Annotated in this window: 14 protein-coding genes; 6 read left to right on the top strand and 8 right to left on the bottom strand. The window is 68.3% G+C overall.

Going from position 1 to position 14079, the window contains the following annotated elements; translation table 11 throughout:
• Positions 1-18 precede the first annotated feature (18 nt).
• From ACZ6SA_RS11890 to ACZ6SA_RS11880, 3 genes are all read right to left on the bottom strand, one after another.
• Positions 19-1032, bottom strand: coding sequence for a hypothetical protein (locus tag ACZ6SA_RS11890; protein WP_347644057.1), 1014 nt, complete (start codon positions 1030-1032; stop codon positions 19-21).
• A 77-nt stretch (positions 1033-1109) separates the two neighbouring features.
• Positions 1110-2507 carry a glutamate-cysteine ligase family protein gene (locus ACZ6SA_RS11885; protein WP_347644058.1) on the bottom strand — a complete coding sequence of 466 codons (1398 nt, stop codon included), beginning with the start codon at positions 2505-2507 and terminating at the stop codon, positions 1110-1112.
• Positions 2508-2542: 35 nt separating this feature from the next.
• Positions 2543-2806: a Rossmann-fold NAD(P)-binding domain-containing protein gene (locus tag ACZ6SA_RS11880; protein ID WP_465827748.1), complete on the bottom strand. Its 264-nt coding sequence runs from the start codon at positions 2804-2806 to the stop codon at positions 2543-2545.
• A 110-nt stretch (positions 2807-2916) separates the two neighbouring features.
• On the opposite strand from ACZ6SA_RS11880, the gene ACZ6SA_RS11875 reads away from it, so the two are divergent.
• Together ACZ6SA_RS11875 and ACZ6SA_RS11870 are read left to right on the top strand one after the other, a co-directional pair.
• Complete coding sequence (locus ACZ6SA_RS11875) at positions 2917-3963, top strand: zinc-dependent alcohol dehydrogenase family protein (protein ID WP_347644059.1); 1047 nt, start codon at positions 2917-2919, stop codon at positions 3961-3963.
• A gap of 28 nt (positions 3964-3991) precedes the next feature.
• On the top strand, positions 3992-4189 hold the full coding sequence (locus tag ACZ6SA_RS11870; RefSeq protein WP_465827747.1) for a hypothetical protein: 198 nt from the start codon (positions 3992-3994) through the stop codon (positions 4187-4189).
• A gap of 191 nt (positions 4190-4380) precedes the next feature.
• Here ACZ6SA_RS11870 and ACZ6SA_RS11865 read toward each other — a convergent pair whose 3' ends face one another.
• The 4 genes from ACZ6SA_RS11865 to ACZ6SA_RS11850 form a co-directional block, all read right to left on the bottom strand.
• Entirely contained in the window at positions 4381-4740 is a 360-nt protein-coding gene (locus tag ACZ6SA_RS11865; protein WP_465827746.1) for a helix-turn-helix domain-containing protein, read from the bottom strand.
• A 585-nt stretch (positions 4741-5325) separates the two neighbouring features.
• Positions 5326-5550: a hypothetical protein gene (locus tag ACZ6SA_RS11860; RefSeq protein WP_465827744.1), complete on the bottom strand. Its 225-nt coding sequence runs from the start codon at positions 5548-5550 to the stop codon at positions 5326-5328.
• 157 nt (positions 5551-5707) lie between these two features.
• Positions 5708-6928 carry a helix-turn-helix domain-containing protein gene (locus ACZ6SA_RS11855; protein WP_465827743.1) on the bottom strand — a complete coding sequence of 407 codons (1221 nt, stop codon included), beginning with the start codon at positions 6926-6928 and terminating at the stop codon, positions 5708-5710.
• 385 nt (positions 6929-7313) lie between these two features.
• Positions 7314-8834 (bottom strand): recombinase family protein, encoded by a 1521-nt coding sequence (locus ACZ6SA_RS11850; RefSeq protein WP_465827742.1) that lies wholly within the window; start codon positions 8832-8834, stop codon positions 7314-7316.
• Positions 8835-8893: 59 nt separating this feature from the next.
• On the opposite strand from ACZ6SA_RS11850, the gene ACZ6SA_RS11845 reads away from it, so the two are divergent.
• From ACZ6SA_RS11845 to ACZ6SA_RS11830, 4 genes are all read left to right on the top strand, one after another.
• A complete protein-coding gene (locus tag ACZ6SA_RS11845; protein WP_465827740.1) occupies positions 8894-9271 on the top strand; it encodes an aldo/keto reductase in 378 nt (125 codons plus the stop codon).
• Positions 9272-9309: 38 nt separating this feature from the next.
• Positions 9310-10989: a DNA polymerase/3'-5' exonuclease PolX gene (gene polX, locus ACZ6SA_RS11840; protein ID WP_465827739.1), complete on the top strand. Its 1680-nt coding sequence runs from the start codon at positions 9310-9312 to the stop codon at positions 10987-10989.
• Positions 10990-11101: 112 nt separating this feature from the next.
• Positions 11102-11824 carry a hypothetical protein gene (locus tag ACZ6SA_RS11835; protein WP_465827737.1) on the top strand — a complete coding sequence of 241 codons (723 nt, stop codon included), beginning with the start codon at positions 11102-11104 and terminating at the stop codon, positions 11822-11824.
• Between the two features lie 170 nt (positions 11825-11994).
• Positions 11995-13041 carry a sulfite oxidase gene (locus ACZ6SA_RS11830; RefSeq protein WP_465827735.1) on the top strand — a complete coding sequence of 349 codons (1047 nt, stop codon included), beginning with the start codon at positions 11995-11997 and terminating at the stop codon, positions 13039-13041.
• 61 nt (positions 13042-13102) lie between these two features.
• On the opposite strand, the gene ACZ6SA_RS11825 is transcribed toward ACZ6SA_RS11830, so the two are convergent.
• Entirely contained in the window at positions 13103-13915 is an 813-nt protein-coding gene (locus tag ACZ6SA_RS11825) for an alpha/beta fold hydrolase (protein WP_465827733.1), read from the bottom strand.
• Between the last annotated feature and the right edge of the window lie 164 nt (positions 13916-14079).

The following is a 14079-nucleotide window of genomic DNA, read 5'->3' as shown; positions in this document are numbered from 1 at the left end:
GGGAGCCCGACCGGCATGTCAGAGGCCGACCCCGAAGATCACCCGCTTGTTCGTGTACTCGGTGACGCTCCACAGCCTGCCGTCCTGCACGGTCAGGTCCTCGGGCCCGATCGGGAAGGGTCTGGTCCGCGTCGTCTCGCCGGCGTGGACGAGCAGCTTGCCGTTCGCGGTCGAGCCGGCCGACTGGCTCAGGTACCACGTGCCGCCGGACGACAGCGCCCCCTGGATCTTGGGGTGACCCAGCACGAACGCGTCCTGGGGCTCGCCGCCGGCCAGATCCAGGGTCCAGCGCGCGACCCAGCCGCCGGGGTCGTCCCCCCGGAACTCGCCCGTGATCAGCAGTGGGGTGGCCCCGCTGCGGTCGACCGACACGAACGAGAACCGCGGCCCCGCCGCGGCGACCTGCCACAGGTCGGTCTGCGGGATCACGTAGCGGTAGCCGAAGGCGTGGAACTTGCCGTCGTGCCGTCCCACCCGCCCGGGGTCGCCCAGGTCGTTCTGGGCGGTGCGCAGGTCGAGGAGGTTGCGCAGGTCGAAGACCCGCAGGCCCCTGACGGTGTCGGCCACGTAGAGCAGGTCGCCGTGGCAGGCGATGCCGCCCGCGTGGATGTCGATCGGCGCGTACGAGCCGTCGGGCTCGGCCGTGACCAGCAGCGCGTGCCGGTACTTCAGCGTCTGCGGGCTCAGGAAGCTCACCCTGATGCCCCGCTCGCCGGCCTCCGGCCGGAAGTACCAGCTCACGATGAACACCGGCACGCCGATGGTGCCGGAGTCCGCCCCGCCGGTCAGGCCCTGCGGGTACCAGTCGGGGGTGCGCTGGTCGCCGTCGTCGAAGGCGTACCACTCGGCCGGTTCCGGCTGCATCGACCCCAGCGCGCCCGCCGCGCCCTTGCGCACGGCGGTCCTGTTGGCCTGGGCCAGCACCGCCTCCACAGCGGTGGCGCCGATCTCTCCCGCCAGCTTGGCCGCCCCCTCGGGCAGGTCGCCGGTCGCGCGCGACAAGGCATAGGGGGCCTTATCGGTGGGAACCATCCCCTTTGCCGCCATATCTCCCTCACTTTCCCGTCCCTTGACTGGATTTGACGGAGCAGGCAGGGCAGAGGTTGCGCTCAATCCCACAAATGCACGGGCAATCCCGAAAGTGCCAGCTCACGGTAGCTGCGCACGAGCCGCTCCCGGTCACCGCCGAATCGCGCGAGCGCCTCGCGCTGCCACACCGAGCCCGTACGCCGCAGCCGGGTCCGCTGCGCGATGACGCCCAGCGCCCGGTCGGCGTCGTGCGCCGCCACCCCGGCCGCGAGCAACCCCTCCCGCGCCTCGGGCAGCAGCGAGAGCACCAGCTCCCCCGCCTCGAACTCGGCGTCGCTGCCCGGCCACGAGAGCTTCGCGTCCAGCCCGTGCATGGCCGCGCGGTAGAAGTTCTGGTACGCCTGCGCGAAGCGGTAGCCGGTCAGGTCGCGCTCCGCCTGCGACAACGTCAGCCCCAGGAGGAAGGCCGTGTTCGCGGCCATGTCCGCGCAGGACGGCCCCGCGGGCAGCGCGCGCATCTCGATCCGCAGGTGGCCGCTGTCGGCCGGGTCGTAGACGGGCCGGTTCCACTGCCAGATCGTGCCCTGGTGCAGCCGCAGCTCGGGCACCTCGTGCGGGCGCGGATCCTCGGTGAGGTCGGGCACGATCGGCTCGTAGTCGCGTACGTACCGCTCGAACAGCTCGTGCGCGCCCTCATGCACCCAGTCCGAGCCGAACGTGACCCGCCCGTCCCTGCGCCCGAGCCGCGCCACGTCCCGGTCGTCGGCGGCCTCCTCCATCAGCGCGATGCGGGTCTCCTCCCACAGCTCGCGCCCCAGGAAGAACGGCGAGTTGCCGCAGACGGCCAGCACCGGGCCGATGGCGAGCTGGGCGGCGTTGAACAGCCGGGCGAACCGCTCCGGCGGCGTACGGATGTGCACCTGCCACGAGGTGTTGGCGGCCTCGAGGATCACGTCCTCCACCGACAGCTCCAGATCCTCGATCTTGACCAGGAACGGTTCGAGCCGCAGCCGGCGAAAGCCCCTGCTCATCGCGCGGTAACGGTTCTGGTCGCTCATCGCGCCCACCGTGAAGTCGTCGGCGCTGAGGGTGGGGAGGATGCCGATGGGCAGGGCGCCACCACCCTCGACGGCGCCGTCCACCTTGCTGATCGTCTCCTGGACCTCGGCGCTCAGCGTCTCGAACGGCGTGCCCGCGAGCGGCGTGGGGGTGAGGTTCACCTCGAGGTTGAAGCGGCCGAGCTCCAGCACGACGCGCTCGTCGCCGAGCGCCTCCCGCACCTGGCTGTTGCGCGGCAGCGGCCTGCCCCGCTCGTCGATGAGGAACAGCTCGAGCTCCGCCCCGATCGTGGCGGGGCCCTGACCGAAGCCGGGGGTGGCCAGCAGCTCACGGAGCACGCCCACCTGCTCCTGGAGGCGTTCGCCGAAACGGACGTACTCCGCTTCGGTGAAGCGCTCCTTATCCAGATCTCGTCCCATCACCCCTAACTGTCCCCCTCGTCATGGTTGACACCTCACCGGGGAAGGAAGCCGTCGTCCTGCTGGTAGGAGCCGGTAGGGCCGTCGGCGCCGAGGGTCGCGAGCCGTACGGCGATCACCGCCCCCTGCGCCGGGGTGCGGTAACCGGTGTGCTCGTCGAGGTCGGTGGCGCAGTAACCCGGGTTGGCGAGATTCACCTTGGTCGGCGTCTCCATCAGCTCCTTGGCGCAGGTGAGGGTGATCAGGTTGAGGGCGCTCTTCGAGGAGTTGCAGGGCGGCGACGCGATCTGCCAGGTCATGCCGGTGCCCGACCGCGACGACCTCCGCCTGGTCCCCTACACGACCGCACCGGGCTCGCCCGCACACCGGGCCTTGCGCGAGCTGCGGGAGTTGACCCTAAGCTCGTGAGATGAGAGCGGTTGCCTTTGACCTCTTCGGTGGCGAACTCGACGTTCGCGAGCTGCCCGACCCGTCGCCCGCCCCGCACGGGGCGGTGATCAGGGTCGAGGCGACGGGGTTGTGCCGCTCCGACTGGCACGGCTGGCAGGGCCACGACCCCGACATCACCTCCCTTCCCCACGTGCCGGGCCACGAGCTGGCGGGCGTGGTGGAGGCGGTCGGCTCCGACGTGCGCGGCTGGCTGCCCGGCGCGCGGGTGACCCTGCCGTTCGTCTGCGCCTGCGGCTCGTGCTCGTCCTGTGTCACCGGCGACCAGCAGGTGTGCGAGCGGCAGACGCAGCCGGGCTTCACCCACTGGGGTTCGTACGCCGAGTTCGTGGCGGTCGAGCACGCCGACGTCAACCTCGTCGCGGTGCCCGAGGACATGGCCTACGTCACCGCCGCGGGGCTGGGCTGCCGCTTCGCCACCGCCTTCCGCGCCGTCTCGCAGGTCGGGGAGGTGCGTCCCGGCGAGTGGGTGGCGGTGCACGGCTGCGGCGGCGTGGGGTTGTCGGCCGTCATGATCGCGACGGCGGCCGGGGCGCGCGTGGTGGCCGTGGACATCAGCACCGACGCGCTGCACCTGGCCGAGCAGGCGGGTGCGACGCACTTCGTCAACGGCTCGGCCGGCGACGCGGCGGCCCAGGTCAGGGAGCTGACCAGAGGCGGCGCCCACCTGTCCGTCGACGCGCTGGGCAGCCCTCAGACGTGCCTGGCATCCGTCGAGAGCCTGCGCAGGCGGGGCAGGCACGTCCAGGTGGGGCTGCTGCCCGGAGGGCCGACGCCGGTGCCGATGGACCGCGTGATCGGCCACGAGCTGCGGCTGCTCGGCAGCCACGGCATGGCCGCGCACGCCTACCCGCCGATGCTGGAGATGATCAGGGCCGGCATCCTCCATCCCGACCAGCTGATCACCCGCACGATCGGGCTGGCCGACGCCGGCAAGGCGCTGGTCTCGATCGGCTCGGTGCCGGGCGTCACGATGATCGTTCCCAGGGCTCCGCACGGAGCGCCCTGAGCGCCGGCCGGAGTCATAAAATCAGGCCATGGACTACAGACGACTTGGCAACACGGGCCTGAACGTGTCGCGGATCTGCCTCGGCATGATGAGCTACGGCGATCCGGCCCGGCAGAAGTGGGCGCTGCCGCAGCCCGAGGCCGAGCCGATGATCCGCAGGGCCGCCGACGCAGGGCTCCCTCGGCGCGAGGACTACGTGCTGGCCACCAAGGTCTATGCGGCCTGAGGGCCGGTCCAGGCGGGAGCGGCCAAGCCGCCCGCAGTCAGGCGTACTGGCGGGAGCGCCCTACTTCGGATCGGTCTCACGATCGCCAGAGCCAGGCTGATCCCGGTTTCGGGCTGGGGGCGATCGACGGTCCAGGACTTCGTTCCTCAGCCCCTCCTCAGCCCTGGCCCGCCGCGCCACCGGCCGACCCGCTAGCGAATCTCGGATCGGGTGACAACGAGCGCGGTCCACTCGTCGAACGAGAGATCATAGACGGAAGAAAGCGCTGGCATGCTCTCAGTGCTTGGAACGGCCAGGGCGCGCTCAAAATCGTTGATCGTCGATTGGGCGATTCCGGTCCGCACGCTGACCTCTTTCTGCGACAGCCCTGCGTTCTTTCGCCCGTCACGCAGTTGCGCAGCCAGCCTTCCTTCAGGACCCGGCGGGAGGCTGGACGGATGAGGAGCTGCCGACCGGGACGTCTTGTTCGTCTCGGAAGCGACCGGTGCAGAGTTCGCAAAGGTCGCGACTCCGCCTGACAGGAGCCCAATGACGATCAGGGCAGCCAACACGAACCAGAAAGGGCCAAGCCCACCAGTATCGGAGCTGGACGTAGGCGCGGCAGCGGCGGGGCCGCGTCGCTCGTGGGCTCTAACCCGAACGATCTTGCCGCTCCTGAGACGCCGCAAGTGGGGCCGGACGGAAACCATGGAGCGAGGTTAAGCGGCGTCTCCGACACTTTTTCGACGGAACCGCAGGGGGTAAGTAAAGGCCGTCTCTGTAGAGGTACGCACGTTACTTTACAGAGAGCGTATGAGGCGTTAAGGAAAACCCTCTATTGCGATTAGCGCGCACCTGGATGTGCATGATCAAGTTCAGGACTGCGTTCCTCAACCTGGCCCACCGTTTTCTGGGGAAGCTCGGCAAGGTCATCCCAATGGAACATCCAGCGTCGTATCCCATTCGGTAGATCACGCTCTGGCCCATCGAGTTGGACGAAGGCGAGACAGCCGTCACGCACGACAGCGATCACTACACCCGTGTGACCAGTCATTAACGATCCGAACGCTCGTGTCGTCATCGGGCTGTGCTCCATGGTGGAAATCAAGACGCGACATCCGTACAGTCGCCACAAGCTCCGGGCACTCACGCGGTCCTCAGATCTTGAGCGAGTCCAGGCGTGGCATCCGCTCGCGCATGAGCCTGCGCAGTTCCATGGTGCCGTCGGCGTCCAAGACGAGCGGGGCCGGAGACGGCCAGGCAGCGATCGCGTAGAAGCGCCGGGTGTACGGCCCATAGAACACGACCCACCCGGGTTCGGAGCAGTCCAGTTCCCAGGCGGCGCGCCGCTGGTCGGGATCCCAGCCCTGTCGTCCTGGCAACAGATGATCGCGTCTATTCGCACCGCTGGTTGACGCCGTATTCCGTCTCACCCGTCCTCCAAGGTGGCCGTGCCCTCGCATTACGGCGACCATAGAAACGGGGAAGGGGGCCGGCGTGCACGACCTGTGCACACCGGCCCCCTTGACAGGCAGAGGTCTATATGCCCATGCGCTCCCCCAGCAGGCGCAGCGACTCCGGGGGCTTCCGGTAAGTGCGCTGGAGCTGACGGACGGTCTCTCTGGCGGATGGGTGGAATCGGGTCATCTGCGGAGCGATGCGTTCGGCGTGCAAGATGCGTTTGAGGGACTTGTCGTGGTCGCTGGCCCACAGATGGACACGGGACATGTCGAGGTCGTGATGCGCCCGCCGTTCACCGCCGACGCTTCGCCGTCCTAGATCCAGCTCCCGGTCCAGCTTGATCGCTTCGTCGGCGTCCCCCAACTCGACGGCGACCGCGCAACCGTGAATGGCGGCGTTCTGGGGGTTCATCTGGAGTCCGTACGGATCGCGGCGGTCTCGCGGGCTGATCCGAGCCGCAGCATCCGAAGCGGTGCCATGATGCTCCCAGGCTTCCGGTGCCCTACCGGCTCTCGCGGCGGCGATGGAGGCGCTGAGATGGAGGGAGCCGAAAACCTCTGTGGAGACCGGGTTGGCTTGATCGATCTCGCCGGCCGCCTTCTTGATCATTTTGAGAGAGACGTCCCACGCGCCGAGCGTCATGAGCAACCTCGCCCTGCCAAGCGACACCAGGCAGGGAAGATGCTCGTCCTCGGCGCGTTGTGCGGAGACGGAGGTCCGCTCGACGATGACCTGAGCGAGATCGTTGTAGCCCAGCCGACGTGCCAGCGATCCGGCCAGAGCTTGGGCGCGGTTGAGCATGCGCCACGCCCGCGCGGCGTCCGTCTCCATGGCGTGGACGGTCAGTTCCTCCAGCACCGCAGGCAGGCGAGCGCCGAGACGGGCGTGCGATGCGGCTTTCTGAAGCTTCCGCAGTTCGGTTATCTCGGTGCGCAACTCGTCCAAGGTCCGAGGAGGCGCGTCGAGTTCAGGAGCGATATCCACATACGCCAGAGCCATCCGAATTGCCGGAATTGTGGCGTGTACGGCATCGCTCTTCCTGTCGTTTCCCCGATACGGCTGACCATTGATCTCGGCCGGGTCTACGGCGCATGCTCGCGCGACAGCGGCGACCAAGGATGGGGTGGCGGGTTTCGCTCCTGTCTCGACTTTTGCGAGCAGGCTGCGTGACACGTTCGCCCGCATGGCCAGGCCCTCCTGCGTGAATCCACGGAGGTTCCGCGCTCTCGCTATTCGGATGCCCGTGTGTTCGCTGTGAGGAGTGGTCGCCGGTTCGGGATTCCAGTCAAATCCGGCCATATGCCTTCCCCTTCTCCGGTTGCGCAACTTCTCCACGATAAACTGTTTGCCCAGCTCAGAGAGGTGTATTACCGGAGGCCATCACTCTGCCTCCGATCAACGTCATCCTCCTAGATCCACACGTTGCCGCCATCGCTTGAGCGTGGTTCCTGGATACCCACTCGCCATGTGATGGAGCCTCTAGCCTCTAGGTTCCTGCTCAATGGCTCTGTAAGCCTCAAGAAAGACCTAGGTCTAGAGAGCACCGTCTCTAGACCTAGACCCATCAGCGGCCCTCTCACGTGCGATCCGGCTGGGCCGTTGCGATGCGGTCGCGAAGGGGACCGTCCCTTTGAAGTAAGGGCGCCCCTCTCGTGGAGCCGCAGGACGTCTTGGACGTCCTGGATCAGTTTTCCCGCCAGATTGGGTCAAGCGTGTCGGGATCGAACTTCTTGTTCCCCTTGCCAGCCGGATACATGATCACGGCGTGCAGCGCCTCACGGATGTACGTGCGCTTCGTCGAGATCGGCAGGCCTCCCTCGTCCTCGGGCAGGTACCACCGCTTCCGGATCTTCTCGACGTCCGTCGTCTTCCGTGACTGCTGGAGCTCTACGAACGCTTCGTGCTTGTTCTTCTCCGCGCGATAGTCGGCGATTTCCTGCTCCAGGCCGGGCGCGAGCGAGAAGAACAGTTCGTTGCCTATCGCCTTCGCCTGCCATCGCTTCGTCAACTCCTCCAGACGGCTGACAGAGTCCTGGAGCAGTTCTTCCTTCGTCCACTCATCACCGTCCGACGCATCGAGTAGTTCCCCCTCTTCGAGCTTCGCCAAGACCGCCTCCGAGACGAAGAGATCCACGAGGTCACCGCGCCTGGAGACGCCCCCGCAGCCGCCCTGGGCCTTGCTCCGGCATGTGTACACGTGGTGAGCGGCGTCCTTGGCCCGGTTCGACCTCAGCGGCGTGTTGCAGAGGTTGCCGTCCGGCAGCATGTTGCCGCAGCGCAGGATGCCCGACAGAAGGTAAGCCGGGTCCCGGTAGTCGGCGGGGTGCCGCCTGCCGATCTTTCCGTCCCTTCCGATGAAATGACCCTTGCGAGCGCCGAACACCGCCCGGATCGCGTTCCACTCGTCGCCTGAGATGATCGGAGCCCATTGCCCTTGAATAGGCTCGCCTGTCGAGTCTCGAACCAGTTCCCCGTCCAGTTCGCGCCAACCGCAGATACGTGGACTCAGCAAGGCAGTCTTCAGAGACCGCACGCTCCAGGTGTTCCCGAGCGAGGTCTTGATGTCCTTGTCCTGCCACTCCTTGACGATCGAGTGCAGAGAACGCCCGGCGAGGAAGTCGACAGCAGCCCGCCACAGGAGATCAGCCTCCGCCTTGTCGAGGGTCAGCCGGTCGGGCTTCCAGCCGAAGGGACGCGGCCCGCCAGACGGCCTGCCCTCCTCCGCACGTGCCCGGTGGGAGCGGCGCATGCGGCGTTGCATCTTGCGAACCTCCATCTTGGAGATTACGGCCCCGAACAGGCCCATGCTCTCCACGTCCTCGCTGTACAGGTCCTTGGTGCCCTGCGCGTCGGCGAACACGCGCCCGTCCTGGACCGTGAACGACTCCACGAAACGCTCATAGTCGCCAGGACGGCGAGCCAGGCGGTCATCGGCCAGGACCACGACACCGGCGACCGCCCTTCCATCGGGAAGCCTGCCCGCCTTCAAAGCCTTCAGCAGGGCCTCGAAGTCATCGCGCACGACCTCGGCCTTCGCGGCTGACTTGTCATTGTCGGTGAACTCGTGGACGATCGTCCACCCGTACCGCGTGGCCGTGTCGCCATTGACCTTGTGCTGGTCGCGTACCCCGTGTTCGTCGCCCTTGCAGTCAGCGGAGATGCGAGCGTACGAGACGACGGGGATGGGGGATGCTGTCGGGCTCATGGACAACATCTAGCATGAAATGCAGAACTACAACCTCCTCTACCGAGGAGGAGCGCGAGATGGTGCCGCTCTGCGCCGACCAGGGCGTGGGCGTGATCCCGTGGAGCCCGCTCGCGCGCGGAGTGCTCGCCAGGGCGGGCTCCCACGCCACGACGGCCAGGACGGGGTCCGACGCGCGCATCGACCACCTGTACGACCCGGAGAACGACAAGGTCGTGATCGACCGGGTGGCGCAGGTGGCGAGCGACCGCGGCCTGCCGCCCGCCCAGGTGGCCCTGGCCTGGCTGCTGCACCAGCCTGCCGTGACCGCCCCGATCGTGGGCGCCACGAAGGACCGGCACGTCGACGACGCGGTGGCCGCCGTGTCGGTGACGTTGTCGGCCGACGAGCTCGACTTCCTCGCGGCCCCGTACCGGCCGCGTGAGGTGCGCTTCTGAGAGGCGAGATTGTCGGCCCCGGACCCTAGGGTGGTTCCATGCGGGCGAATGAGGATGCGGCGGCGGCGCTGCAGGAATACGCGGAGCTGTTCGCGCTCTGCGGCGGCGACGCCTTCCGGGTGCGGAGTTACCAGAAGGCGGCCAAGGCGATCGCCGGGTTCCCCGAGGACATCTCGGTCACCGACGTGCGCGCCGTTCCCGGGGTGGGCGAGGCGATCGCCAAGAAGATGGAGGAGTTCCTGCGGCGCGGGAGCTTCCGGCAGCTCGACGATCTGCGCGGCCGGGTGCCCGAGGGCGTGCGCAGGCTGACCCGGGTGCCGACGCTGGGGCCGAAGACCGCCATCATGCTGTTCGAGGACTTCGGCATCGACTCGCCCACGGCGCTGAGCGAGGCCATCACCGCCGGCCGGCTCGACGGGGTCAAGGGGCTGGGCCCCAAGACGCTGGCCAATCTCCGCAAGGGCGTCGAGCAGCTCGAGCAGTCGGGCCGCCGGGTGCACATCGGGGTCGCCATGTCGCTGGCCGAGCAGGTGATGGCCTCGCTGGAGGCCGAGCGCATCGCCTACGCGGGCTCGCTGCGGCGGATGAAGGACACGATCGGCGACATCGACATCCTCGCCGTCGCGCCCGAGTCCGTCATGGCCGCCTTCCGCGCCCAGCCCTACGTCGCCGAGGTGATCGCGGCGGGCGACAAGAAGACCTCGGTCCGCACCACGTCCGGGGTCCAGGTCGACCTGCGGGTGGTGCCGGCCGGATCGTGGGGCGCGGCGATGCAATACTTCACCGGCTCCAAGGAGCACAACGTCGCCATCAGGGAGATGGCGGTGAAGAAGGGCTGGAAGCTGTCCGAATACGGGCTGTTCGAGGGCGACCGGGTGATCGCCGCCGCGTCCGAGGAGGACATCTACGACGCGCTCGGCATGCAGTTCGTGCCACCGCCGCTGCGGGAGGACGGCGGCGAGGTCAAGGCGGCGCTCCGCGGTGAGCTGCCCACCCTGATCCAGCTCACCGACCTCAAGGGCGACCTGCACACCCACACCGACCTGACCGACGGCATCGCCTCGCTGGACGACATGGTGGCGGCCGGCCGCGCCCGCGGCTACTCCTACTACGCGGTCACCGACCACGCTCCCGACCTGGCGATGCAGCGGATGACCCTGGACAAGGCGCTGGAGCAGCGGGGCCAGGTGGCCGAGCTGCAGCGCCGGCATCCCGGCATGCGGCTGCTGCACGGCACCGAGCTCAACATCGCCCCCGACGGATCGGTCGACTGGCCGGCGGAGGTCCTGCGCGGGTTCGACGTGTGCGTCGCCTCGGTGCACTCCCACTTCGGGATGCCGCGCGAGGAGATGACACGCCGCTTCATCACCGCCTGCGAGAATCCGTACGTCGACATCATCGGCCACCCGACGACCAGGAAGATCGGCAAGCGCCCGCCCGTCGACGCCGACTGGGACGCCGTCTTCCGGGCGGCCGCCCGCACCGGCACCGCCATGGAGATCGACTCCTACCCCGACCGGTCCGACCTGCCGGCCGACCTGGTGCGGCTGGCCAGGCACCATGGGGTCAAGTTCTCGATCGACAGCGACTCGCACGCGATCCCGCACCTCGCCAACCAGCGGTTCGGGGTGGGGATCGCGCAGCGGGCGTGGCTGACCACCGACGATGTCATCAACGCCTGGCCCCTCGACCGCCTCCTGTCCTTCCTGGGGCGCTGACCTCCTCCGCGGCCGGTCTCCGACCAGGGGTTGACCGACTCCGGGTGGATGTGCGGCGGCCGGGAGTGCGGGAGAGTGTCCTCGCCGAGCCGGCCACCCCGAGGAGGACACGATGGGTTCCCCGACAAGGAAGGCGCGCAAGCTGGGGGCACGCGTTCTCGCCGCTGTCGCCGCGCTGCTCATCGCGGCCGTCGCCGGTGTCGCGCTCGCCTATCCCTCCATGGCCGCGACGACGTGCCCGGGCTGTTACGGCCTGACCGAGGCGGAGGAGGGCATCTACACGGAGCCCGATCTTGAGGACGCCGAGCGGGCCCGGGTGAAGCAGGTGGCCGAGCAGGCACGCCGGCGGGTCACCGCCTTCTACGGCGATCCGGTCAGCGCCCCCGACCTGCTCGTCTGCCTGACGGAAGACTGCTATGCGCGCATCGGCGGGGGCAAGGAGCGCGGGGTGGCGGTGCTCAACCGGTCGGTGATGCTCTCGCCCCGCGGGGTGAACCCGGTGATCGCCTCCCACGAGATGGCCCACGTCGAGTTGCACGCCCGGCTCTCCTCCGGGGCCGACATGCCGCAGTGGTTCGACGAGGGCCTGGCCGTGGTGGTCTCCGACGACGCCCGCTACCTGGCCCCCGCGTCCGCCGGGGACCGCTGCCTGATCGAGCCCACCGGCGCTCTGCCTGTCACGCTGGAGGAGTGGCTGGCCGCCGCGAGCCGCGACGCCGGCACGTACGCGAAGTCCGCCTGCCAGGTGAGCCGCTGGTTGCGCGACCACGGCGGCCGGGCCGCGTTAGCGACCCTGATCGAGCGTCTCAACGCCGGCGAGCCGTTCCCTGGCTAGCGTGGCCGGGCATGTGCTCCTGCAGGTGGGGGGCAGGGGTAACGGTGCTGCACAAGTGGAGCACGTTCCTAACCGGTCGGACACGGATTGCCGCGAGAAGCACCGTCAGGGCACGAGAGGAGATTAAATGGTTTCCAGGTAGGAAATACCGAGTGCCGGAGGTGACGTCCATGAAGCAGGCCACGGCGACGATCGTCAAGCCGCTGCCCGACCATCTGTTCAGGGTGCACGGTGAGAGCGCCGAGATGCGATGGGAAGCCATGTCCGGGGTGGGCTACCACACCCCCAACGACCGGTTCTTCGTGCGCAACCACACCTCCACGCCGCTCATCGACGCGGCGACCTGGCGCCTGCGCGTCCATGGCGCGGGGGTTCGATGTCCGCGCGAGTTCGGCTACGACGAGCTGCGGGGCATGCGGTCGCGGACGTTCGACGTGGCGATCGAGTGCGCGGGCAACGGCCGGCGGTTCTACGGCACGCAGCAGCACGACGCCGCTCCCGGCACCCAGTGGGGGTTGGGCGCGATCGGGGTCGCGCGCTGGCGGGGCGTGCTGCTGAAAGACCTGCTCAAGGAGGTGGGCGTGCGTCCCGGGGCGGTGGACGTGCTGCCCACCGGCCTCGACGCCCCCTTCGAGCGCTACGGGCACGTGCGCCGCCCGCTGCCGATCGACAAAGCCATGGACGACGTCCTCGTCGCCTACGAGATGAACGGTGTGCCGCTGCCCGCCGACCATGGATTCCCGGCGCGGCTGGTGGTGCCGGGATGGGTGGGCGTGGCGTCCATCAAGTGGCTCGGCGATATAGAGGTTTCGACGAGCGAGCTTCAGACGCCCTGGAACACGGCCTTCTATGCCGATGTCACGACAAATCCGGCCAAGAGCGCTTTCGAGCTCGCCTGGAATGCCCGCCTGCCCGTCGGCGGGCCGCACATCCTGCACGGACGGTCATGGTCGGGGCGAGGCCGGATCGTCCGGGTGGAGGTCAGCTTCGACGGCGGAGCGAGCTGGCGCGAGGCCCAGCACCACGGCCGGCACCTGGTCAGCACCTGGCTGCCGTGGCACATCGCGTGGGCTCCCCGGCGCACGGGAGCTCATGTGCTCATGGCGCGCGCCACCGACGCGAGCGGCGCCACCCAGCCCTTCGTCACGCCCCACCATCCTTTCGGATATCACTTCGACGCCGTCGTCCGCCATCCCCTTGACGTGGTCACCGGATAGAGGTGCTGCATTAACTGCGCCGAATCGCCCCTGAAAGGGCGGGCATGCCCGATATTTATTATTACTGGCCGATCACGCGATCGCGTGGATTTTCGTCATTCCCCAGAAATCGGGAAACAGCCGCAAGCCATGCCTCCGGCTGGTCTATATGTGCCATATGGCCAGCCTCGTCCAGGACAATCGCATCCGTGCACGGCGTAAGTGCCACCAAAGAGGCGGGAAAGGTCATGTCATATCGTCCATGCAACAAGAACAGCGGGATTCCGGAAAGACGCTCGACCGCGTCAGGAGGACGAGCGGAAGGAAGGCGGCCCTCCCGCCAGGCCCGCAGATATGTGGCGGTGAACATCACCCGCTCCAGCCGCCTGCGATAGCCGGGTAACGACTGCTCCCGCCAGACGTTGAGCGGCGCGCTCCGGAACGCCTCAGCCCTGACAAGCTCCACGCCGTCCAGGGCCGGATCCTCCCAAAGGGAGGGATGGGCAGCGGCGCGGCGCTCATATTCCTCCCATCCGTCGAAGGCGCCGGCGGGCACGGGCAGGACACTGCTTGAGGCGACGATCAGACGCCGGACCAGATGCGGAGCCTGAATGGCCAGGCGCTGGGCGATGAGGCCGCCGTACGAGAAACCGAGCACGTCCACAGCCGGCGATCCGATCAGCTCGATGAGATCGGCCACCATCGCATCAGGGGTGAGCGGCTCAGCGGCAGGAGAGCGACCGCATCCACGGAGGTCGGGAAAGAGCAGGCGCCGATCACCCGCCAGCTCGCGCAGCGGCTCGACCAGGTAGCTGTGGTCCCAGTCAGGCCCGCCATGAACCACCAGGAGCGTGCGATCGGCAGGGCCGTCACACTCTCGGACATGGAGGCGCATACGGGCATGCTAGTCCCCGCCCGGGCAGCCGATCACCCGCGCCTCCCGCGGCCAGGCGATCCGCGGCCGCGACCTTGAACGGCGGCGCCTTCCCCATCCGGGACGAGCGGTCCGGTCAAGAGGTTCGTCCACCGCTCGCGGGCGACACGAGCGACCCGAATGAA

Source organism: Nonomuraea sp. NPDC049378 (genome assembly GCF_055586745.1).
This window is presented reverse-complemented; position numbering and strand designations above follow the sequence as displayed.